Here is a 22,784-nt window from a genome sequence, read left to right on the forward strand (position 1 = left end):
AGACCTTGCTTTGCACGAAGCGCAGGATCGTTTCCACTGTCAGTGGTTCAATACCGCGCACGCGGTACCGGGTCTGATGGATCGCGGACGAACGCCGCATGGGACGTGTGCCGAGCGCCAGCACGGTGAACGCACAAAGAGCCCCACGGCAGATACGCTACCGCCAGGACGAACATACCGCGAGCGCGCCTGATGACCAGGCCGACGCGCAGCACGGTCACGCTGCCTTGGGCCGCCCCTTGCGCCTCGCCACGACCGGCTGCGCGCTGGCCGCCGCGGGCACCACTTTCACGCTGCGCTTGAAATACGGCGAGCTGAGCGTGGCCGCGCCCATATCCGATGCCGCCTCGAGCAACACAGGCGCAAGCTCCTTCAGGCGCGCATCCGGCAGCCGGCTTGTCGGCCCGGCCAGACTCACCACGCCCACGGCCACGCCCGTCACCGGATGACGGATCACCGCCGCCATCGACGTCATCCCGACCTCGTACGTGTCGCTGGCGATGCCATAGCCGCGTTTGCGCGCGCCGGCCAGATCCTGGAGAAACTGCTGGATCGACTTCGGCGCTCTCGGCCCGGTCTGCCCCGCCTTGCCAATGCCGCCCTGGCGCGAAACCAGTTCGAGCGCCTCTTCGTCGCTCAGGGTCGAAAGCCACGCCTGCCCGCTCGCGGTGCAGTGAAGCGGCGGCTGACTGCCCATGTCCGGGTCATAGCGAAGACCGGATTTGGCCCCCTGCGCCTTCCCGACAAACGTGATGTGATCGTCCTCGACCACGCCGAGCCGCGCCAGTTCGCCCGACGCCGAAGCCAGCCTGTCGAGCACCGGTTGCGAAATATCGAGCACGCCTCCCGTGGACAGCCAGATCAGCGCAAGCGACACCAGCTTGAGCGCCAGCACATACTCGCCGTGCTCGTCCTGCCGCACATACCCTTCTTCGCCCAATTCCGCCAGCAAGCGATGGGTGCCGCTGCGCGGGATGTTCAGCGTGTCGGCGATGGCGGCCAGCTGCATGCTGCCGCCCTGTTTCGCCAGCAGCTCGATGATGGCCAACGCCCGCTCAAGATTTCCAGCCATATTGCACGCTCGTTCGACTTAGATACCGAATGAGAACACGATTCCACATCGGAACTCAAGCGAGGCAAATCCCGATGTGGCGCCTGTCAACTGCCCGGTGGCGGCTTCGGCCCGCAGCACCGGTCCACGACGTCACGCGCCCCTGAAAAACACCGCGGCGGCAGCCGCCTGCGCGGGGACCGCCAGCGCCAGGAGCGCCTCACCCAGGCACAGCATGCCTGCGCGTGCTCTTCAACGGACTGTGTCGGGGCCCGTCACGCGCATCAGCCCGCCGCTTCAATCCGTGCGAGCAGGTCGAGCGTCGCCTCGCGCAGCTTGCGGGCGCGTTCGAGCGCAGGCGCGGTTTTCGCCCATTGCTCCGTCGGCACTTCGATGCTGAGCGGCAGATGGGCGGGAAGCGCGCGCAGGATGCCGGCGAGATCGATGCCGCCTTCGCCCGGAATCATCCGCTCGCAGCGTGCCTGGAAGAGCAGCGTCTCGAGGTCGGTCGGGCGCTCCGCTGGACCATCGCAGAACTGCACGTAGCCAAAGTACTCGCGCGGCAATGCCGCGAGTTCTTCCGTCGACGAACCGGCACGGTCGAAGTGAAGCGGGTCGATGATGAGGCCGGTATTGCTGCGACCCGCTGCCTTCACGATGCGGGCGCCCTGCGTGATGTCCTTCGCGTGGGTCCACGGCATCGGTTCGAGCGACGGGGACAGCCCGAGCGGCTTCGCGAGGTCGCAGAGTTGCGCGAGCCGCTCCGCGGTGCGCGCTTCGTCGGGGTCGTTGCCCGCCACGAGCACATAGCGTGCGCCAAGCTCAGCGGCAGTCTCGAGCATGGGCTTGTACTCCGTTACATCCGTCTCCGGCTTCAGGCGGAGAATCTCCACGTCGAGCACCTTGATGCCCGTGTCCCGCAAGCGCGCAAGCGTTTCACGTTTCAACGGCGTGTCGCCGACGATCTCGTGCCGCACCTCCTGGTCGGTTGCGGGCAACAGGCGCAGCCCGACGTAGTCGTAGCCCGCCTGCGCCGCGCAGTCCACCATCTGCGGCGGCGTCAGTTCAAGCGCGGTCAGCGCCGAGAGCGAAAGCGCGCGCGCGTTGTGCCGTGTCATGTCGTCTCCTTCATTTCGATTGATTGCTTGTCCGGGTGTTCGTTTCATGCCTGGAGCGTGTTCAGCGCAGGGGCGAAAACGGCGTCGGCACGCAGATGGTGGATTCCATCGTGGTCAGATGCACGGGACCTCCCTTCGGCGGCCAGATACCGTCTTTCACCGCCTCGGCGCGAATCCGCGAACGTTCGTCGACGCTCGCGTACGACCAGATGTTGAGAAAGCGCGGCACGGTGCCGTCGAGCGAATACATCGCGCCGATCAGCGGCGAGCGCTGCGTGCGCTCGGGCAAGGCCTTTTCCCACGCGTCGATCGTGGGCTGCAGGCTCGCGAGCTTCGTCCCGTAGACGCGCATCTCGTAGATGCCGCCATGCACGGCAGGCTCGATCGGCGGCAGGAAGGGGAAGAGTGAGTAGCTGTCGATCTTCACGTCGGTGACGAACTCGCCGCAACCAAACGGATTGCCTTCGAGCAGCATGCGCTTGCGCTCGCCGATCAGCGCCGCTTCCGATTCGAAGCCGCGCAGCACCAGCACCTGCCCCAGCGTGCCGATGTCCGAGTACCAGCAGCCGAGCAGGGTTGAGCCGGGCTGCTTGCCGCTCGTCTTGATGTTCTCGAAAACCTGCGCGTTCGAGCCGATTTTCACGGTAAGCGTCACTACGTCATAGAGCGTCATTACGTTTGTCCTTGCGCATGATGTGAGGAATCTGCAACCGGATCCGCCTGAGTCAGACCGGCAAGAGAAAGGCCCGCGAGGTAACCGAATGTCATCGCGGGACCGAGTGTGATGCCGCCAGCCGGGTAACAGCCGCCCATCATGCTGGCGCTGTCATTGCCGACGGCGTAGAGACCGGCGACCGGCCGATGCGCGTCGTCGAGGACGCGGGCCCCGGCATCGGTCGCGAGCCCCGCGAACGTGCCGAGGCTGCCGGGAAGCAGTTTGACCGCGTAGAACGGTCCTGCTTCGAGCGGCGCGACGCACGGGTTCGGCGTGTGCCGGGCGTCGCCCTGCACGCGGTTGTAGGGCGTGGAGCCGCGATGAAACTGCGGATCGGTGCCTTCCTTTGCATAGGTGTTCCAGGCCGCCACGGTGCTAGCGAGACCTTGCGGATCGATGCCGCATTGCATGGCCAGTTCGACGACGCTATTGGCCCGCTTCAGATAACCCGAGCGACGGTATGGGCCGGTCGGAAACGGAAACGGCTTCGACACGCCCAGCCCGTAACGACGCTGGAAACGATGGTCGCACACCAGCCACGCGCACACTTCCTCGCCTTGCGGCGTCGTATCGAAGAGCGCGGTCATCAGGTCGTAATACGACGACGCCTCATTGGCGAAACGCTTGCCTGCGCGCGTCACCGCGATCACGCCGGGTTTGGCGCGTTCGATCAGATGCGGAAACGCCACCGGCGGCTCGCCCTTTCGTTGCGGCACGAGCGACACCGGCGCCCACGCCGCGGGCGCTTCGAGCGCGGCGTCGAAATGGCCGCCGATTGCCTCGCCGATGCGAATGCCATCGCCCGTGTTGGACGAAGGCGCAGCCGACCAGTGCTCGCGGCCCGATGGCGTGTAAGCGAAGGTTCGCGCGCGGCGCGCGACGTCATGCGGATAGCCTCCGCAGGCGAGCACCACGCCACGCGCGGCCCGCACTTCGTTCACGACGCCATCGATCTCGACGCTCGCGCCAACCACGCGGCCCGCTTCGCGAATCAACCCTACTGCCCTGGCGTTCGGGCGCAGATCGACATCATTGTCCGCGGCTGACTTCAGGAGCCGCGCAACCAGCGCGTGGCCGTTGACCAGATGCATCGAGCGGCCATAACGAAGCTTGTGGACGGCGAACGTCGTCAATCGCCGCATGACGTGCAGCGCGGAACGCAGGGAACGCGTCGCGTTGAAGAAATGACCGAGGTCGGCGCCAGAGGCGATCGCCATGCCGTTGAGCGTCGTGACGCCGAGTGGCGGCCGTAGCCTGTCGATCAGCGGACCCAGCTCGCGGCCGTCGAACGGCATCGCGCAGACCGAACGGCCGCCGGTTCCAGCACCTGGCGTTGTGTGGAAGTCGGGAATCCGGTTGCCGTCGACAAAACGCATCGACGTGTGCTGCTCGAAGAACTCGACCATTTGCGGACCGTGTTCCAGCAACGCATCGGTCTTGCCCGCATCGAAATGCGCGCCAAGCTCGTTGCGCAGATAGGTGCGCGGCGCCTCGACGTCCTCGGTGATGCCGGCGCGCACGGCGAGCGGATTGCGGGGTATCCACATCCATCCACCGGACCATGCTGTCGTGCCGCCGAAAACCGCCTCCTTCTCCGCAACGATCACGCGCAGCCCATGCACGGCGGCGGTAACCGCCGCGGCGAGGCCACTCGCGCCTGAACCCAGCACCAGCACATCACATTCGAGCATCGGTTCGCGCTTCATTGCCAATCCGCTTTCCCTGGAGAGACCCACCCTGTTTGTTGAATACTATTCCATTTTACTATTTTATTCAAACAAGGCTTAACCCTTATCTTCCCGGGCCCGGACAACGCCGGGCCGTGTTCAGGAAGCCGCCCGCCCCGGAATCGTTCCGAGCAGACGGTCACAGAGACCACCGTCGACGCGCAAGTCCTGACCCGTCACGTAACTCGATGCGGGCCCCAGCAGCCAGGCAACCGCCTCGGCGATGTCCTCCGGGCGGCCGATTCGCGCAAGCGGCACCAGTTCAGTCCGAAGGCGCTCGACTTCGGGGTCGTGATACAGGGACTCGGTAAGCGGCGTGCGGATCATCCCCGGAGACACGGTATTCACGCGGATGCCGTGCGCCGCCCACTCCTGCGCGAGTTGCCGGCACAGCATCGAGAGCGCGGCTTTCGCCGCCGAGTAGGCGCCATAGCCCGGATGCGGGAACGTGCCGGACATGGAACTGACCGCGACGATCGTGCCGCCCGCTTTGGCGAGATGCGCCCGTGCGGCACGTGCGAGCAGCCAGACTGCGCGGGTGTTGATGTCGAACGTGCGGGTCCAGTCGTCGAGCGAACCATCGGCCAGCGCAGCCGGCGCGGTAATGCCGGCGTTGCAGACGAGTCCGTCGAGCCCGCCGAGCGCGTCGCCTGCGTTTGCGACGAGACGCGCGCAGTCGTCAGGATCGGCGAGATCCGCGGCTAGTGGGAACGCCTCCGCGCCGGCCGCGCGCAGTTCGCCGACCAGCGCATCGAGCGATGCGCTCTTGTGCGAGCCCGCGGCCGCGATCGCGATGGGCGAACCGTCCTGTAGCGCGCGACGCACGAGCGTGTGACAGATCGCCCGCCCAATTCCGCCGCTCGCGCCCGTCACGAGCACGCGCCGCCGTTTGCCGGTCGCCGGTTGCATGCGCGCCTCCATCACAGGGACGGCGCGACGCGCCCTCCTGCTGCAACCGCGCGATGCACGGCGAAGGTCGCGGCGAGCGTGCGCGCCGCGTCGTCGCCCGAACACACCGGCGTTTCGTCACCCGCGATCACCGCCGCGAAATGGCGCAACTGCTCCGCGTACGGATCGCCGCTGTGCGGCGTGCTGCGCTCGACGGTCAACGGTTCGTGCCAGCCCTTGCCGCTGCGGTACTCCCAGATGTCGAGCTGTGGCAACGTCAGCGAGGCATCGGTGCCCGACAGAAAATGCGTGTTCACCTGCTGACGCGGATAGTGCGCAGCCTCCCCTGCCGCGAGATCCCAGTTCCAGGGCGATGCCGCGCAATCGGATACGGCCAGCGTGCCGAGCGCGCCATTCGCGAATCGCAGGACGACGGCCGCGGTGTCCTCGACTTCGAAGCCTCGTACCGCACTGGAGGTCAGCGCCTGCACGTCGACGATATCGCCGAGCAGGAAGCGCATCAGGTCGATGTCGTGGATCAGGTTGATCAGGACCGGACCGCCTCCCGCACGGCGGCGCCATTCGACGTCGAAGTAGGCATCCGGTTTGTAGAAGGTCGCGAGACCCGTCGCGGTGACGGGTCGGCCGAGGCGCCCCGACTGCACGATGTCGCGCGCGCGCCGCAGAATCGGGTTATGCCGGCGATGATGGCCGACGAGCAGCGGCACGCACGCCTCGACGGCGGCGTTATTCAGTTGCCGTGCCTGTTCGACGGTGTCCGCGACCGGTTTTTCCATCAACACCGGCACACCGCGTGCAATGCAGTCGAGCCCCACGGTGACATGCGTCGCATTGGGCGTCGCGACGATCGCGCCTTCGGGGCGCACGTCGTCGAGCATCGACCGGTAGTCGGCAAACCAGCGCAACCCCTGCTCGCGGGCGAAACTTTCTGCCTGTGGCGAGGGATCGGCGACCGCGACGATCTCGCACTGCGCATGGGCGCGCGCACGCTCGACATGCATGCGCCCGATGGCGCCCGCGCCGATCAACACCAAACGTCTCCTGCTCATCTGCTTCTCCTTGATTGAACCGCGTCCGCGCATCCGGCCGCGAAGCCTTCCGTTTCATTCGAAACACTCTTTTATTGTTGAATAGTATTCCAATAAAGATTAAAGTTCACGGAAAATATGTAGCAGCGAGGGTGGCAGACAAACCGTGCTCGCTGCGCGTGCGGCAAAATGGACACCACAGGAGGCAGAGAACAGCATGAGCCAGCAGAACGCATCTTCGTTTTCCCCGTCGCTCGACGCAGGCCTGAGCGGCGCGACGCGGATCTATTTCATTGTCGGCGACCCGATCGCGCAGGTCCGTTCGCCTGCCGGCGTCACGGCCGCGTTGCGGGCGGCCGGGCGCGACGCGCTGGTGGTGCCCGCCCACGTCGCGCCGGCCGATCTCCCCGCGTTCTTCGCGGGCGTGAAGGCGATGCGCAACGTCGACGGCGTGATCATCACCGTGCCGCACAAGTTCAGCGCGGCGGAATACTGCGCGACGTTTTCCGAGGAAGCGCGCTTCCTCGGCGCGGTCAACACGCTGCGGCGCACGCCCGACGGCAACTGGCACGGCGCGATGTTCGACGGCACCGGCTTCGTGGCCGCGCTGACGGATGCGGGTTGCGATCTGGCCGGCAAGCGCGCGCTGCTCGTGGGCGCGGGCGGGGCGGGATCGGCGATCGGCCACGCGCTGGTGAGCGCGGGCCTCGCGTCGCTCGACATCCGCGATAACGACACGGCCCGTACGACGTCGCTGACCGACCGGCTCAATGCGCTGCAACGCGGGAAGGTTCGTAGCGCCGCATCCGATGTGGAAGCGCATACGTTCGATGTCGTCGTCAACGCGTCGCCGCTCGGCATGCGTGCGGACGACCCGTTGCCGATCGATGTGTCGCGCCTTCAGGCGGGGACCTTCGTGGGCGACGTCGTCACGAAGCCGCCGGTGACACCGTTGATCGAAGGGGCGCGCGCACGTGGATGTCAGACGGTGACAGGCACGCAGATGTTCGGCCGTGTCTGCGACCGCATGGTCGAGTTCTTGCTGGACGCGCCGCAGTAAGGCCAACGCGGTGCGAAGCGCGCGTAGCGGGGACGCTACGCGCGCGCGTCACGTCTGTGAGTACGAAGTGAGGCGCGCAATCGCAGCCGTCAGTGTGCGGACGCTGGATCGGCTGCGGTCGTCTTTGGCGTCACGCTGCCGATGCTGCGCGCGTCGTCTTTTTCATGGCCCGTTACACCCGCCGCATGACGGCCGGCGATGTACCCAAACGTCATTGCAGGGCCGAGATTGATGCCGCCCGACGGATAGAAGCCCCCCATCACGCTGGCCATATCCGTACCCACCGCATACAGACCGGCAATCGGTTTGCCATCCTTATCAAGCGCCTGCGCGGACCCATTCGTCTTCAGGCCGGCAAAGGTGCCGAAGCTGCCCGGAAATACCTTGACGGCATAGAAAGGCCCGTGTTCGATCGGCGCGACGCAAGGGTTGGGGCCTTTGTGCAAGGGGTCGCCGCCTTTGCGGTTATATGGCGTCGAGCCGCGTCCGAATTGCGGATCCTCGCCGCGGCGTGCGTGTTCGTTGAAGCGCTGGACGGTTGCGGCCAGCGCATCCGGCGCGATGCCGCAACGCTGTGCGAGTTCTTCGATCGTCGAGGCGCGTTGCAGATAACCGCTACGGATAAACGAACCGACCGGCACCGGGAACGGCCGTGCATAGCCCAGACCATACCGGCGCAGAAACCGGTGATCGCAGATGAGCCACGAAGCCACTTCCTCGCCTTGCGGCGCTGAAGCGACCATCGCGGACGCGTAATCGTAGTAGCCGTCGGCTTCGTTAACGAAGCGTTTGCCGCTGGACAGCACACCGATCACGCCGGGCTTCGCGCGATCGATGATGTGCGGGAAGTGGCCCACGGTGCCGTCGGCATGTTCGACTCTGGATACCGGCGCCCATGCAACCGGCGACGCGACGTCCGTCACGAGACAGGCCCCGGCCGATTCACCCAGGCTGATCCCGTCGCCCGAGCAGCTTTGCGGCGGCAAGGCGAGGTGTTCGCGACCCGTCGGCGTGCGCGGAAAGAGCGCCTTGCGTCGCGTTATATCGTTGGGGAAACCGCCGGCGGCAAGTACAACGCCTCGCGCTGCACGAATTTCCACGTCACCCTTTTCTGTGGCGACAACCGCGCCACGCACCACGCCGCCCTCGACAACAAGGCGCTGGGCCGGTGCGGATTCCATCAGCGTGACACCCAGGTCCTGTGCCGACTTCGCGAGGCGCGCCACCAGCGCCACGCCATTGACCAGTTGCATCGCGCGGCCGTACAGCGCGAGATCGAGCAGATGCCGCGTAAAGCGCCGCGTCACGTGGAGGAATGACTTGAGCGAGCGCGTCATGCTGAGGAATGCCATCAGGTCCGCGCCGGCCATGATCGGCATGCCCATGAACGAGGTCTCGCGCATGGTCTTGCGCAGACGCTTGATCAGCGGCCCAACCTGCCGTCCGTCGCAGGGCGCGGCAATGACCTGATGGCCTTGCGTCGCCGCACCTTCAACGTTGCCATGCACATCAGGGATGCCGTTGCCATCCACGAATTGCAGCGAGGTGTGCTCTTCGAAGAAGGCGACCATGTGCGGACCGTTGTCGAAGAATGCGTCCACACGCTCCGGGTCGTAACGCTGGCCGAGTTCGTTCTTCAGGTAGGTGCGCGGCTGTTGCGGGTCTTCGTCGATGCCGGCGCGTTTCGCGAGCGGATTGCCCGGCACCCACATCCAGCCGCCCGACCATGCGGTTGCGCCACCGAACACGGCGTCTTTCTCCACGACGACTACCTTGAGACCATGCCATGCCGCCGTTGTCGCGGCGGCGAGGCCCGAGGCGCCGGAGCCGATGACGAGCAGGTCGCAGTCCATCTGATTTGAAGTGTTCATTTCCACGATTGCCACGAAATGCGCCCCTGGCGGGCGCTGAATGCTGTCATGGCCGGGTTCATCAACGATGGCGTCCCCGGAATGAGATGACTGATTTCCTCTGCGGCTTCGTGCAAGGCCGGTGCGTATTCGTGCAACCGGAATTCAGTCAGACGAAAAACGGATCGCGCATTGTTCGCGGGTAAGCAGATAACTAAATTGAATTTAATTCCATGTGGAATACTATTCCATAAACGGGCGACTTTTGTCAATGTCGGCCCTGGAAATTCACCGACCCACGCGATCGAAACCGGAACAGGAAAGCCGAAGAAGAACGTCTGTTCTCAACCAGACCCGGTGCCATTCGACATCGACCGCATTGGATCGATTGGCGAGTGAAGCGGTCTTGAAAACCGCGTACACGTCGTGGTGACGCGCGACGAAAACGTCATCGGGCGCGCAAGTGCGTGTAAATTCGAACCCAGTGGTTTGCGACCCGCCACTGCGTCGTCGAACCGGTCGCCATCGGAGTCGGTCCTTCAGTCTGACGGGAGCCGGTATGAGCACGAAGCACAGCAAGAAAGGACATCTCGAAGCCGCCGCGTCGCATCACGAGCAGGCTGCCCGGTATCACCGCGCGGCATCGAGGCTTTTCGAGGGGGGGCATGACTTTGCCCACGCCGCACACGAGGCGCTGATCGCCCATGGCCACACGTTGCACGCGATCGATCAGGCCCACGACGCTGGCGCGCACAGCACCAGCGCGCCGCCGCCGGTAACACCTGCCCCGACCGGCGCTGGCGCAACCAGCGAAGCCGCGGCAAAACATCACGCAGCGGCAGCGGAGCTTCACGACCAGGCGGCGCAGCATATGCGCCACGCCGTCAAGCTCTTCGATCAGGACCGTAGCGCAGTCGGCCACGACGCCCAGCTGGCGCTCTCGCTTGCGCTGCGCGCCTTGTCCCATGGCAACGAAGCGGCCCGACTGTTCGTCAAGCTCGCTGCCGGCGAAACGTCGTAAGCGATACCGGATGAATTCAAACCAGTGAGACCGCGGTGCGCGGCCGCAGCGTCGCCATGATCAGGTACATGCCGCCGCCGATCACCACGCCGAAGAACCACCCATAGGTATTCCACCAGACCGGCAGCAGGCTGGTCAGGTTGGGCAGGAAGGTCGAAAACACGCTGCCGACCGCCGCGGAGACCAGCGCATTGACGTTCCAGCCGCCTTCGTAGCGGTACTCGCCGTGCTCCTGGTAGAGCGCCGCGACGTTGATGTTGCCCCTCGCCACCAGGTAGTAATCCACCAGGATGATCCCCAGCAACGGACCCATCGTGGCGCCGATGGCGTTGACGAAGTGCGCGGCGTTGCCTTCCCACGGCGCGAACGGATAGAGTACGAGCGCGATGGCCGCGGCGACGTAGCCGCCCTTCCTGAAGCTGATCTGTTTGGGGAACACGTTGGAGATGTCGAACGCGGCTGAAACGAAATTGGCCACCACGTTGATGCCCAGCGTGGCGACCGCGAAGGTCAGCGCCGCGATGAGGGCCAGCACCCAGCTGTCGAACCTGGCCGAGATCTGTTCCGGGTGGAGCAGCACTTCGCCGTACACCTTGAAGGCGGCGATGGTGGTGATGCCGGCGACCAGCGAGAACGCGATCAGGTTAACCGGCAGGCCCCACAGATTTCCTTTCTTCACTGCGTTGCGGTTTTTCGCGTAGCGCGAGAAGTCGCAAAAGTTCAGGTAGAGCGCCGCGAAGTAGGTTATCCAGGTCGCACCCACGGCCATCAGCGCCCAGAACGAACCTGGCTCGCCGCTGACGCCGGCGTCCCTTGTCTTGTCGAGCAGCACGTTCATCGGAATGCCATGGGTGAACGAAAAGCCACCCGCCTTGATGCACAGGCCGATCGCGAGGATCAGCATCGCGACCCACACCGCCGGGCCGGCCCAGTCCTGGAATTTGCGCACTGTCTCCATGCCCTTCTGGATGATGAGCAGCTGCAGCGCCCAGATGATCACGTAGCAGATCACCTCCAGCCGTGAGTGGCCGAGCAGCTGTGGACCCTTGTGGAACGCCAGCATGCTTTCATTACGGACCAGCAACGCGACCAGCGCACCCGAAGCGGCTGCCGTCTGCGCGCCGTACCAGAAGCAGGCCACCACGGCGCGCACCAGCGCGGCCAGGTTGGCGCCCCACACGCCAAAGGAGGCGCGCGCCAGCACCGGATAAGGCACGCCGGTCTTTTCGCCGGCGTAGCCGATCAGGTTCATCAGCGCGAAGATCACGAGCGAGCTGAGCCCGATCGCCAGCACGAAGTTGATGAAGCTGCCGCACAGCAGGAACAGGCTGGCGGCGAGGTAATAGCCCCAGAGGCTGTGTACGTCCGAGGTCCAGACGTTGAAGATGCTGAAGGCGCCCCAGTTGCGCTTCCTGGAAGGGGCGAGATCGTCGTTGTAAAGATCGGGGGAAGGATTGCGGATTTCCATCTGTCATCTCCTGTGAGTTCGTGGAACTGAGGAAACACCGCCGGACACGCCTGGGTGGAAATGCTCCCGCGCCTGAAGCCAGTTGCCGTGTCGATTCGCATGGGTAAACCCTGACCGGGCAGCCGCCATTTCCACGCATGATGGGCGCCATCGCAAGTTCGTCGTTGTGGTCCACGTGAGCATCGTATGAAGCTATTATTGGCCGGTAAAGAGCGAAACAAAGCCGCTACGCGACTGGATGGTGTTTCGCGGCGCAAGAGTCCCGCGTCCCGTCGAATTCAAGGTTTGGCGAGAGCTGTGTTGTCGCGGTTTCGGCGAGAGCGAATGGCCAACCGCGCCGCACGGATCGCCAATGCGGGCAACACGGTCAGCCAGCGACATGACTTGAGGAGCCAGGCCAATGGGAAGCACCAGCGCAGTTGCAGCGGCGGCAGTCGCCTTCGTGGGCAGCCACTTTGTCCTGTCCCATCCGCTGCGCAGCCGCCTCGTCCGTGCGATTGGCGAAGCGGGATTCCAGGGCGTCTATTCGCTGGTGGCGATCGTGACGTTCGGCTGGCTGGTCGTGGCCTACCGGAGCGCGCCCCTGACGGCGCCGCTGTGGCCGGCCGGAAACGCGCTTTGGGCGGTCGCGTCCGTGGTGATGCTGATCGCGTCGATCCTTCTGATGGGTTCCCTGATCCGCAACCCGGCGCTTCCCACCGGCGGCCGGCCCGGCGCGTTCCCGGAAGCGGCGCGCGGCGTGTACGCGGTGACGCGCCATCCGATGATGTGGTCGTTCGCACTTTGGGGGCTGTGCCACATCGCAGTGTTTCCGGTGACGAAGAACATCATCGTCGCGGTGGCTATCGTCGTTCTCGCGCTCGTCGGCGCCGCGTTGCAGGACCGGAAGAAGGAACAGCTCCAGCCCGATCTCTGGCCCGCGTGGGAGTCGAAGACGAGCTACCTGCCGTTCGCGGCAATCGCCGCTGGCCGTGCGCGGCTGGGCGGATTCGGCCTGCACGCGCTGGTGGGCGGCCTCGTCGTCTGGCTCGTGGCGACCTGGGCCCATGCCCCACTCTCCGGGTGGGCCGCGGGCATCTGGCGCTGGCTGTAGCGTCTGATAGTCGCCTCGCACCCTGACTGCGGTCGTTCAACCGGTTCCAGCGAGTGCCTGCTGCTGGCCGAACTGTCTGACGTTATCCGCCTTCTGTTGCGGATCGACATGCACCATCCTGTCCCATAGAAGCCCCGGATACGCAGGTCTCGCAACCTGGGCACGCATTGCGCGCATCAACCGCTGAATCCTGACACCCGGCACTTTCGTGATGCGGATCCGGCCGGCATTCCGTCGAAGACACACGTGCCGTACGCAAGCTCGCCGGTTTTGCGACAATAGCGGATTGTCGACGCCGCCCGTTCGCGGGCATCCACCCGGTATTTCGCCCTCGCGGCGATCCGCCTTTTTTTCAGATCACCCACGGTCAGCGAAGCCACGACCTCGATGTCACTACCTCATATCACCCTGCTGTATTCGTTGTCGGGCCTCGGCGTCGGCTTTCTGGTCGGGCTGACGGGCGTCGGCGGCGGCTCCCTGATGACGCCGATCCTCGTGCTGCTGTTCGGGGTTCATCCGGCAACCGCCGTCGGCACCGACCTGCTGTACGCCGCCGCGACCAAGGCGACCGGCACGCTCGTTCACGGCCTGAAGGGTTCGATCGAATGGCGCGTGACGCTGCGGCTCGCCGTCGGCAGCGTGCCCGCCGCGACCGTGACGCTGATCCTGCTGCATCGCTACGGCATGGACAGCCACCACACCAGCACGCTGATCCAGGTCGTGCTCGGCGTGGCACTGCTGATTACCGCGGTGGCGCTCGTGTTCCGCCCGCAGCTCGCACGCCTCGCCGCGCGCCGCGAGCGACCCGAGGCGCCGCTGCGCACGTTCTGGCTGACGGTGCTGACGGGCGCCATCCTCGGCACGCTGGTCTCGCTGACGTCGGTGGGCGCCGGTGCGATCGGCGTAACCGTGCTGTTGCTGCTGTATCCGGCGCTGCCGACCAACCGCATCGTCGGCTCGGACATCGCGCACGCGGTGCCGCTCACGCTCCTCGCGGGCGCGGGACACTGGCTGCTGGGATCGATCGACTGGTCGCTGCTGGCGTCGCTGCTGGTGGGGTCGCTGCCGGGCATCGCGATCGGCAGTTATCTGTCGTCGCGCGCGCCCGATGCGCTGCTGCGCAACCTGCTGGCCGCCACGCTGACGTTCGTCGGCGCGAAACTGGTGATGAGCTGAACGGAACGCCGGGCGCGTGGCGCTCGGGCTGGCCTGGCGCGAATCGCTATTTGAAGAACCGGCAGGTCAGGTCGACCTCGAATTCCTTCACCCACTGGCCGACGCTGTCCGCGTGATACGACTGCGCACGGCCGCCATAGCGCCGCACGGTCACGAAGCGGCCATGCGCGCCGCTCGTGTCGTCGACAAAGTTCGTGATCTCGAACTGGCGCGTCGAAAAACCATACCGCTCGCACGCGAGTTCGAACGCCGCCTGTTCGCCGGTCGGCAGGTCGATGTCGTCCTGATGTGCCATGTCGCCTCTCCGCAAGCCCGTTCCCACAGTATGCGCCGCAAAAAAGACATTCTGTTGTCAGGCACACGGAGTCGCTCAGGCGACACGGCACAACGCCATCCGCTTACTGTTTGCGCACCGTCAGCTTGTTGCTGACCGACGTCACGCCGGCAACGCCCTTCGCCACCGTACCCGCCTTCTCGATCTGGCTCGCATCCGGCACCGCGCCGGTCAGCGTCACCGCGCCGCTGCGCGCGCGCACGGCGATGTTCGACACATCGACGGAGCTTTTGGCGAGCGCCTTGCGCACGGCGAGGCCCAGCGAGCGGTTCACCTTTTTCGTGGATTGCGCGGACGGCGCGGCCATCGTGCCGCTTGCCGCCATCGCGTCACTCGATTGAGCGTATGCGTTGCACGCCACCACGACGCACACGACACCACCCAGCGCCTTCAGAAAATCGACCGGTTTCATGACTTCTCCTTTTTACTTCGGTTAGACCGCATCTATCCGCGGCTTCGTTACGACTACGCGCGGCCCGGTCGCGCGGCGTCACGGGACGCGGCAGACGACGGCCGACCTTGGCTTCGACACGCAGTGCGAGAGGCAGGAGAGGAGGTGGCGACGCGACCCGGCAGACGACGCGTCGACCAGCCCGCTGCGGCATGACACGCGCTCCCGGTTCTCTTCTGAACGGCCGGATGGCGCGACGCACGCGTTGATGTGCAGCGGCGAAGCACAATTTAATCTAGCCGCGCCAGAAGCGCAAAGGGTTTTAGCGCGGGGCCTGTCGCGTTTGTGCCGCGCGTGTGGCGTGCCATGTACCGTTCGCGTCCGGGTCGCGTTCCGGCCGCGTACGGTTCACGATTTGTTACGCGTTTGTCCGGCGTCCGGGCCGCCCCGACTGTGGTCGGGCCGTCAATCTCATGTACCATCGGCGCGAGCACGCGCCGCCTCCCTGCTGGCATTGTCCGGCGTGTTTATTCACTGTCCGTCTGCCCTGCTGCCCCGTCGACCGATGAAGTTTTCCAGAGGCCGTACCGGCCCCACCAACCGGACCAGCCGCAAGCCACCCCGCCTCGTTGCCCGCTTCGTCGCGATCTCGTGGCGCGACCTGGCCGTCACGTTCGGCCCGATCCTGCTGATCAGCGCCGCCGCGATCTACCTTGCCGTGCGCCTGATCCAGCCCGCGCCGCCCAATACGCTCACCATCAGCGCCGGCCCCGAAGGCAGTTCGTTCTGGAACGCCGCGCAGAAGTACAAGGCGATCCTCGCGCGCAACCGCATCACGCTGAACGTGCTTCCGTCGGAAGGCGCGCTCGACAACCTCAAGCGCCTGTCCGATCCGGACTCGAAGGTCGATGTCGGCTTCGTGCAGGACGGCATCGCGCCGCCTGCGTCGATCAACGGCCTGATGTCGCTTGGCAGCGTCGCGTACGTGCCCGTCGCGATCTTCTATCACGGGCCGTTCGCGCAGCGGCTCTCGGAATTCAAGGGGCTGCGGATCGCCGTCGGCGCGGAGGGCAGCGGCACGCGCGAACTCGCGCTCGCGCTGCTGAAGGCGAACGGCATCGTGCCGGGCGGCACGACCAAACTGCTCGCACTGTCCGGCGACGACGCGGCGCAGGCGCTGATCGACGGCAAGGTCGACGCCGCGTTTCTCACCGGCGACTCCGCGCAGCCGCCGACGATGGCAAAACTGACCCGCACGCCCAACGTGCGGTTCTTCGACTTCACGCAAACGGATGCCTACACGCGGCGCTTTCCGTATCTGACGGCGATCACCTTCCCGATGGGCTCGTTCGATCTCGGCCGCAACCTGCCGGTGCTCGATATCCATACGGTCGCGCCGACCACCGAACTCGTCGCGCGTGATTCGCTGCATCCGGCGCTCTCGGACCTGCTGATCGAAGCCGCACGCGAAGTGCATGGCAAGGCGAATATCATGCAACGCGCCGGCGAATTTCCGGCGCCGCGCGCGCACGACTTCCCGATCAGCGACGACGCCGCGCGCTACTACAAGTCGGGCAAGAGCTTTCTGTACCGCTCGCTGCCGTTCTGGCTCGCGAGCCTCGCCGACCGGCTGATCGTGCTGCTGGTGCCGATCATCGTCGTGCTGATTCCGGGTCTGCGGCTGGTGCCTTCGCTGTACGCGTGGCGTGTGAAGTCGCGCATCTACCGCTGGTACGGCACGCTGATCGCGATCGAACGCGAATCGATGGGCGAAACGTCGCCAAAGGACAAAGGAGCATTGATCGCGCGGCTCGACGCGATCGAAGACGCCGTGAACGGTCTCAAGATGCCGCTCGCCTACGCGGACCAGTTCTACGTGCTGCGCGAGCATATTGGCTTCGTGCGCAGCCGTCTCGGGCATCAGCACGAGACGGCCGCCGGGGAGCCCGCCGAAGAGCCCGCCGCCGCCGCGCACGACGCCAGTCGCGACGATACGCACGACGACGATCCCGCCGCACCGCCACCCTCCGCGCCGACGCAGGCCACATGACCGCACGACCGCACGACCGGGATGTCGGCCCGCCACGGCACACGGAAACCCGCCCGGGAACCGCACTTTCAGTGACCGCTGAACAACCATCGACGCATGCAGGCTGCAGCCGCGGCCGCCTTTGCGTAAGATCAAGACAAAATCGCCGGGCGCGCGGGATCGGCGCCTGAATCCGGGAGACATCCATGACTCATGCCATCGACGCCACGCAGCCGCTGTGGTTTTACGACTTTGTCTCGCCGTTCACCTATCTCCTGCTCGAACAGCACGATAAATGGCCGGACCTGCCGTTCGTGCTGACACCTGTTTCGCTGCTCGACCTGTACCGGCACTGGGGACAGCACTCGCCCGCGATCGTGCCGGAAAAGCGCACGTTCATCTACCGGCATGCGCTTTTCAGGGCCGAGCAGCTGGGCATTACGTTCCGGATGCCGCCCGCGCATCCGTTCGACCCGACGAAGGCGCTGCTTCTCGCGACGGCCGCGGAGGCCGATTTTGTCTGCGTACGGGAAATGTTCCGCTTCATCTGGCGCGAGGGTCGCGACCCGTCCACCGAGGAGGGCTTCGCCGCGCTGTGCGAGCGCATCGGGCTGCCGGACGGCCCGGCGATGATCGAGCGCGAGGCCACGCAGGAACAGTTGCGCCGCAATACGGCCGAAGCGACGAAGCTCGGCGTGTTCGGCGTTCCCACCTTCTGGATGAACAAGCAGCTGTTCTGGGGCGAAGACGCGCTGCCGATGCTGCTGTACTGCGCGCGCACGCCGAACTGGCTGGATTCGAAGGAAGTGAAACGGATCAGCTCGCTCCCGTCGGGGTTAAAGCAGATCATCTGAGACGGGAACCGCGCGCCGCCGGGTGCCGCCGGGTGTCGTGATGCCGGCCATACCGCGCGCGCTATGGCCGGCGCGCCGCAAAGGACTAAGGTTATGGACTACGCAAGGTAGCCGGCGCGGTCCTGCCGCAGCGGGTTGCCCGGCGAATCCCTGCAACCGCCGTGTCGGACCTGTCGTACCGACACGGCCTGATACGGCCTGATACGTCTGCCCGCGCATGGACGAAACCACTGCTTCCCTCGATATCTGGCTCGTTCGCGTGCTGCGTACGCTGCTCGTCGAGCGCAGCGTCACGCAGACCGCGCTGCGCCTGAACCAGACCCAGCCGGCGATCAGCACCGCGCTGCGCAAGCTGCGCGAAACGCTGAACGACCCGATCCTCGTGCGCGGCAAGTCCGGCATGGTGCCGACCGAATACGGCGAGTCGCTGCTGGCTTCGGCGCAGTGTGTGCTGCGCGAGGTCGACTTTGTCGCGACGCCGCACGGCGACTTCGATCCCGCGCGCTCACGCCGCACGTTTCGCGTCGCGGCGCCCGATTACCTGAACGATTTCTTCATGCCGACCGTCATCGCGCAGTTCCGCGAGGCGGCGCCGCATGCGCGTCTGGAAATCGACTCGCTGTATCCGACGCTCGATCACACCGCCGCGCTCGACGCGGGCGAACTCGATCTCGTGATCGGCAACTGGGCGAAGCCGGATGCGCGCTTCGAGAAAAGCGACCTCTTTTCCGACACCGTCGTGTGCATGATGCGCGCGGATCATCCGCTCGCGAACGCGCCGCTTACGCGCGACGCCTATCTGGAAGCCGCGCATCTCGCGCCGACGCCGTACACCGGCGGCAACGCCGGCGCGATCGACGTCGGTCTCGCGAAGGCGGGCGCGCACCGGCGCATCGTGGCGACGCTGCCCTACTTCGGCCTCGTGCCGCAGGTGCTGCTGCAATCGGACCTGATTTTCACGACGACGCGCCGCTTCGCGATGCACTACGCGCACATGCTGCCGCTCGCGGTCGTCGAGGCGCCGATTCCGTTTCCGAGGATCAAGTGCTATCAGATGTGGCATCCGCAGCCGGACCGGCCGAGCGACATCGGCTGGCTGCGCGGCTTGATGGCACAGGTGTCGGATGCGCTGGTCGCGCGTGGCGCGGGACGGGGGAAGAAGGTGATACGGCAGCACAATGCTAACAATAATTGCAATATAGCCAAATAAAAGCTAACATTGTTTGCATGTATCAGATCGAATTCACGCGGCAGGCAGCACAGGCGTTAAGAACCATGCCGCGCAACATCGCCGCAACCCTACGCACGAAGATCGATGCGCTGTCAGTCGATCCTTATGCGCCGAACGCCAATGCGAAGAAATTGCAGGGACGCGAGGGTTACCGGTTGAGAGTGGGCGACTGGCGAGTTCTGTACCAGCTGGAAGACGATCGTTTAATCGTCCTGGTATTAGCCATCAAACCGCGCGGGAGCGCTTATCAATGAAACACATTCAATTCATCGAACAGAACGGACACGCTGCGTTCGCCGTTGTCCCTATCGATATCTGGAATCGCGTCAGCAAACTGGTGGAAGACGCGGAGGACATTGCCGCGTTTGACGAAGCCGTGCAAGACGCTGATGACTTTCGCATTCCTGCTGCCGTGCTTGATGCGGAGCTTGCTGGAGATCATCCCGTGAAGGCGTGGCGCATGTATCGCCGTCTGACCATTGACGCGCTGGCGGAAGCGGCGGGTGTGAGCAAACCCTATGTGAGCCAGATCGAAAACGGGAAACGCAAGGGCGGTAGCGATGTCTTTGAACGACTGGCGACGGCCCTTGACGTACCGGTTGACGCGCTGATCGACGGGGATGAAGCGAAGTCGTAGTTTTGAATGCGTCTTCACCGGGATCACGATCGACATATCCGGGGAGCGGGTCGCCCCGTTCACGTCGCCGGTCAGTGACGGCGCGCAGCAGAGGACTCAGGCCCGCACCGGTTCAGACGCTTCAGAAACGCAAAAGGCGACGGCCGCTTCCTGCGTACGCACCTTGAACAGCTCCGCCGCCACCGCGATCGCAATCGAGGGCGGCGCCTTGTCGACGATGCCCGGCACGCCGATCGGGCAGGTCATCTCGCTGAGCCGTTCCAGGCCGACGCCACGCTCGATCAGGCGGCGCTCGAACTTCACGCGCTTCGTCTTCGATCCGATCATCCCGAAGTACGCGAAATCGCGCCTTCGCATGATGCGCGCCGCCAGCGAAAAATCCAGCGCGTGGTTGTGCGTCATCACGAGGAAGTACGCGCCGGCAGGCGCGTGATCGACGATCGCCTCGGGCGTGTCGGTCGCTTCGACCTGCACGTTGGCCGGCACTTCGTCGGGGAAAAGCTCGTCGCGCTCGTCGACCCACTGCACGACGCACGGCAGGTTGCCCAGCAGCGAAACCAGCGCATGACCGACGTGGCCCGCGCCGAACAGCACGATGTGCATCGGCGGCAGCGCTGGCCTCGATGCCGCAGCGGCACGGCGCCGGCCAGACTGAAGCGGAACCCCGGGATTCGTCGCGAGCATGTGCATGACTCCCGTTCTAGCCGCGCCGGTCCGTGCTCACCGCACGGACAGCGCGCACTGCGTTGATGGCCTTGAGAATCTCCTCGCTCGTCGCGGGCGCGTTGAGCGGCGGATTGACCTTGTAGTCGCCGACGCTCGCCACCGCGTCGCGGATCGCGAAGAACACCGAGAACGGCAGCAGCAGCGGCGGCTCGCCGACCGCCTTCGAGCGATGGATGCTGTCCTCCGCGTTGCGGTTTTTGAACAGGTTGACGCGGAAATCCGGCGGCGTGTCGTTCACGGTCGGGATCTTGTACGTGGAAGGCGCATGCGTCATCAGCTTGCCGCCTGCGTTCCACCACAACTCCTCGGTGGTGAGCCAGCCCATGCCCTGGATAAAACCACCTTCGACCTGCCCGACGTCGAGCGCTGGATTGAGCGACGCGCCCACGTCGTGCAGCGCGTCGGCGCGCAGCACGCGCATTTCGCCCGTCAACGTGTCGATCACGACTTCCGACACCGCCGCGCCGTACGAGTAGTAGTAGAACGGCCGGCCCTGCAGCGTCGCCTGATCCCAGTAGAGCTTCGGCGTCGCGTAAAAACCGTCGGACCACAACTGCACGCGGGCCACATACGCCTTCGAGATCACTTCCTCGAACGGCACGACCGTCCCGCCGACGAGTACGCTGTCGTTCGCGAACCGCACGTTCGCGGCGCTCACTTCGCCCGCGCCGAACTTCTGCGCGGCGAACGTGGCGAGGCGCTCGCGCAGCTGGCGCGCGGCGTCCTGCGCGGCCTTGCCGTTCAGGTCGGAACCGGTGGAAGCCGCCGTCGCCGATGTGTTCGCCACCTTGCTCGTGTCGGTCGCGGTCACGCGCACGCGTTCGAACGGAATGCCGAGTTCGTGCGCGACGACCTGCGCGACCTTCGTGTTGAGGCCCTGACCCATCTCCGTGCCGCCGTGGTTCACGAGCACCGAACCGTCGGTATAGATGTGGACGAGCGCGCCGGCCTGGTTGAAGTGCGTCACGTTGAACGCGATGCCGAATTTCACCGGCGTGAGCGCAAGCCCCTTCTTCAGGATCGTGTTGTTCGCGTTGAATGCGCGGATCGATTCGCGGCGCGCGCGATAGTCGCTCGTCGCCTCGAGTTCGTCGATGAGTTCGTGGATGACGTTGTCTTCGACGGTCTGGCCGTACGGCGTCAGGTTGCGTTCGGTCTTGCCGTACAGGTTGCGGCGGCGCACGTCGAGCGAATCGAGGCCCGTCGAGCGCGCGACGTTGTCCATGATGTACTCGATCGCGAACGCGCCTTGCGGGCCGCCAAAACCGCGGAACGCCGTGTTCGACTGCGTGTTCGTCTTGCCGCACTGCCCGGCGATCGAAACGTCCGGCAGCCAGTACGCGTTGTCGAAGTGGCAGACGGCGCGCGTCATCACCGGACCGGACAGGTCGGCGGAGAAACCGCAGCGCGAAGTCATGTCGACCGAGACGCCATCGATCACGCCCGCGTCGTCGTAGCCCACCTCGTACGTGTAGTGAAAGTCGTGGCGCTTGCCGGTGACCATCATGTCGTCGTCGCGGTCCGGGCGCAGTTTCACCGGGCACAGCAGCTTCCACGCGGCGAGCGCCGCGCAGCACGCGAACAGGCCCGACTGCGATTCCTTCCCGCCGAAGCCGCCACCCATCCGCCGGCATTCGATCAGCACGTTGTGCGAATGCACGCCGAGCACATGCGCGACCAGATGCTGCATTTCGCTCGGATGCTGCGTCGAGCACCAGACGTGCATGCCGTCGTCGTCCTTCGGCACCGCGTACGAGATCTGGCCTTCCAGATAGAACTGTTCCTGGCCGCCGAGCGTCATCTCGCCCGCCTCGCGATGCGACGCGCGCGCGATCTTGCCGCCGGCGTCGCCGCGCGCGAGCTTCATCGGCGGCAGCACGTACGACTGCGCGGCGCGCGCCTGCTGCGCCGTCAGCACCGCGGGCAGCTCCTCGTAGACGACCTGCGCGCGACGCGCCGCGAGCCGCGCCGTTTCGTGCGACGTGGCGACGACGATGAACATCGGCTGGCCGACGTACTGCACGACGCCATCCGCGAGCACCGGATCGTCGTGGATGATCGGGCCGCAGTCGTTCGTGCCGGGAATGTCGTCGGCGGTGAACACCGCGACGACGCCGGGCGTCGCGCGCACGGCGTCGAACGACATCGACACGATCTTCGCATGCGCCTTCGCCGACAGGCCGAGCGCCGCGTGCAGCGTGCCGGCGACGACCGGAATGTCGTCGGTGTAGGTGGCGCGGCCGCTCACGTGCAGATGCGCGGATTCGTGCGGGCGCGACACATGGACCTGCGTGAAATCGGCGAGATCCTCGCGCGCCTGGGCGTCCTTCAGGAACGGTTCAGCCTGCTGGTTCATTTGAATGTTC

At 65.4% G+C, this 22,784-nt stretch carries 21 protein-coding genes; 9 read left to right on the plus strand and 12 right to left on the minus strand.

The annotated features are described in order from the left end of the window. Window positions 1-217 precede the first annotated feature (217 nt). The 6 genes from BLV45_RS09855 to BLV45_RS09880 form a co-directional block, all read right to left on the minus strand. Complete coding sequence (locus tag BLV45_RS09855) at window positions 218-1,072, minus strand: IclR family transcriptional regulator (protein WP_090532245.1); 855 nt, start codon at window positions 1,070-1,072, stop codon at window positions 218-220. A 263-nt stretch (window positions 1,073-1,335) separates the two neighbouring features. Then, window positions 1,336-2,169 (minus strand): sugar phosphate isomerase/epimerase family protein, encoded by an 834-nt coding sequence (locus BLV45_RS09860; RefSeq protein ID WP_090532246.1) that lies wholly within the window; start codon window positions 2,167-2,169, stop codon window positions 1,336-1,338. Window positions 2,170-2,230: 61 nt separating this feature from the next. Further along, window positions 2,231-2,842: an NIPSNAP family protein gene (locus BLV45_RS09865; protein ID WP_090532247.1), complete on the minus strand. Its 612-nt coding sequence runs from the start codon at window positions 2,840-2,842 to the stop codon at window positions 2,231-2,233. After that, on the minus strand, window positions 2,842-4,590 hold the full coding sequence (locus BLV45_RS09870) for an FAD-dependent oxidoreductase (protein ID WP_090532248.1): 1,749 nt from the start codon (window positions 4,588-4,590) through the stop codon (window positions 2,842-2,844). Before BLV45_RS09870 ends, BLV45_RS09865 begins: the two co-directional genes overlap by 1 nt. A 120-nt stretch (window positions 4,591-4,710) precedes the next feature. Continuing rightward, window positions 4,711-5,520, minus strand: coding sequence for an SDR family NAD(P)-dependent oxidoreductase (locus BLV45_RS09875; RefSeq protein WP_090532860.1), 810 nt, complete (start codon window positions 5,518-5,520; stop codon window positions 4,711-4,713). An 11-nt stretch (window positions 5,521-5,531) separates the two neighbouring features. Continuing rightward, a complete protein-coding gene (locus BLV45_RS09880) occupies window positions 5,532-6,569 on the minus strand; it encodes a Gfo/Idh/MocA family protein (protein WP_090532862.1) in 1,038 nt (345 codons plus the stop codon). A gap of 196 nt (window positions 6,570-6,765) precedes the next feature. On the opposite strand from BLV45_RS09880, the gene BLV45_RS09885 reads away from it, so the two are divergent. Then, window positions 6,766-7,608, plus strand: a complete 843-nt coding sequence (locus BLV45_RS09885; protein WP_090532250.1) for a shikimate dehydrogenase family protein — start codon at window positions 6,766-6,768, stop codon at window positions 7,606-7,608. A gap of 89 nt (window positions 7,609-7,697) precedes the next feature. Here the strand turns inward: BLV45_RS09885 and BLV45_RS09890 are convergent, their stop codons facing one another. Next, window positions 7,698-9,479, minus strand: coding sequence for an FAD-dependent oxidoreductase (locus tag BLV45_RS09890; protein WP_090532865.1), 1,782 nt, complete (start codon window positions 9,477-9,479; stop codon window positions 7,698-7,700). Window positions 9,480-10,017: 538 nt separating this feature from the next. On the opposite strand from BLV45_RS09890, the gene BLV45_RS27480 reads away from it, so the two are divergent. Next, on the plus strand, window positions 10,018-10,479 hold the full coding sequence (locus BLV45_RS27480; RefSeq protein WP_176954114.1) for a hypothetical protein: 462 nt from the start codon (window positions 10,018-10,020) through the stop codon (window positions 10,477-10,479). Window positions 10,480-10,495: 16 nt separating this feature from the next. Here BLV45_RS27480 and BLV45_RS09900 read toward each other — a convergent pair whose 3' ends face one another. Continuing rightward, entirely contained in the window at window positions 10,496-11,947 is a 1,452-nt protein-coding gene (locus tag BLV45_RS09900; RefSeq protein WP_090532253.1) for an NCS1 family nucleobase:cation symporter-1, read from the minus strand. A 400-nt stretch (window positions 11,948-12,347) separates the two neighbouring features. Here BLV45_RS09900 and BLV45_RS09905 point away from each other — a divergent pair, with 400 nt between their 5' ends. Next, window positions 12,348-13,040: an NnrU family protein gene (locus BLV45_RS09905; RefSeq protein WP_090532255.1), complete on the plus strand. Its 693-nt coding sequence runs from the start codon at window positions 12,348-12,350 to the stop codon at window positions 13,038-13,040. A 387-nt stretch (window positions 13,041-13,427) separates the two neighbouring features. Continuing rightward, complete coding sequence (locus BLV45_RS09910; protein WP_090532256.1) at window positions 13,428-14,216, plus strand: sulfite exporter TauE/SafE family protein; 789 nt, start codon at window positions 13,428-13,430, stop codon at window positions 14,214-14,216. A gap of 46 nt (window positions 14,217-14,262) precedes the next feature. On the opposite strand, the gene BLV45_RS09915 is transcribed toward BLV45_RS09910, so the two are convergent. Together BLV45_RS09915 and BLV45_RS09920 are read right to left on the minus strand one after the other, a co-directional pair. After that, on the minus strand, window positions 14,263-14,511 hold the full coding sequence (locus BLV45_RS09915) for a hypothetical protein (RefSeq protein ID WP_090532258.1): 249 nt from the start codon (window positions 14,509-14,511) through the stop codon (window positions 14,263-14,265). Window positions 14,512-14,614: 103 nt separating this feature from the next. Continuing rightward, on the minus strand, window positions 14,615-14,962 hold the full coding sequence (locus BLV45_RS09920) for a BON domain-containing protein (RefSeq protein WP_090532260.1): 348 nt from the start codon (window positions 14,960-14,962) through the stop codon (window positions 14,615-14,617). 544 nt (window positions 14,963-15,506) lie between these two features. Between BLV45_RS09920 and BLV45_RS09925 the strand changes: the two genes are divergently transcribed. The 5 genes from BLV45_RS09925 (at window position 15,507) to BLV45_RS09945 (ending at window position 19,692) form a co-directional block, all read left to right on the plus strand. Further along, the gene (locus BLV45_RS09925; protein WP_090532261.1) at window positions 15,507-16,991 is read left to right on the plus strand and encodes a TAXI family TRAP transporter solute-binding subunit; all 1,485 of its coding nucleotides are present in this window, start codon (window positions 15,507-15,509) and stop codon (window positions 16,989-16,991) included. A gap of 185 nt (window positions 16,992-17,176) precedes the next feature. Continuing rightward, complete coding sequence (locus BLV45_RS09930) at window positions 17,177-17,824, plus strand: 2-hydroxychromene-2-carboxylate isomerase (protein WP_090532263.1); 648 nt, start codon at window positions 17,177-17,179, stop codon at window positions 17,822-17,824. Window positions 17,825-18,041: 217 nt separating this feature from the next. Beyond that, window positions 18,042-19,034: a LysR substrate-binding domain-containing protein gene (locus BLV45_RS09935; protein WP_090532265.1), complete on the plus strand. Its 993-nt coding sequence runs from the start codon at window positions 18,042-18,044 to the stop codon at window positions 19,032-19,034. Between the two features lie 17 nt (window positions 19,035-19,051). Then, complete coding sequence (locus tag BLV45_RS09940) at window positions 19,052-19,309, plus strand: type II toxin-antitoxin system RelE family toxin (protein ID WP_090532267.1); 258 nt, start codon at window positions 19,052-19,054, stop codon at window positions 19,307-19,309. Further along, window positions 19,306-19,692: a helix-turn-helix domain-containing protein gene (locus BLV45_RS09945; RefSeq protein WP_090532269.1), complete on the plus strand. Its 387-nt coding sequence runs from the start codon at window positions 19,306-19,308 to the stop codon at window positions 19,690-19,692. The genes BLV45_RS09940 and BLV45_RS09945 overlap by 4 nt, the downstream gene beginning before the upstream one ends. A 96-nt stretch (window positions 19,693-19,788) precedes the next feature. Here the strand turns inward: BLV45_RS09945 and xdhC are convergent, their stop codons facing one another. Both xdhC and xdhB read right to left on the minus strand, forming a co-directional pair. Then, window positions 19,789-20,382 (minus strand): xanthine dehydrogenase accessory protein XdhC, encoded by a 594-nt coding sequence (gene xdhC / locus BLV45_RS09950; protein WP_090532271.1) that lies wholly within the window; start codon window positions 20,380-20,382, stop codon window positions 19,789-19,791. 10 nt (window positions 20,383-20,392) lie between these two features. Next, window positions 20,393-22,774, minus strand: a complete 2,382-nt coding sequence (xdhB, locus tag BLV45_RS09955) for a xanthine dehydrogenase molybdopterin binding subunit (protein ID WP_090532273.1) — start codon at window positions 22,772-22,774, stop codon at window positions 20,393-20,395. Window positions 22,775-22,784: the final 10 nt, after the last annotated feature.

This window comes from Paraburkholderia sartisoli (assembly GCF_900107685.1).
Classification (GTDB): Bacteria; Pseudomonadota; Gammaproteobacteria; order Burkholderiales; family Burkholderiaceae; genus Paraburkholderia; species Paraburkholderia sartisoli.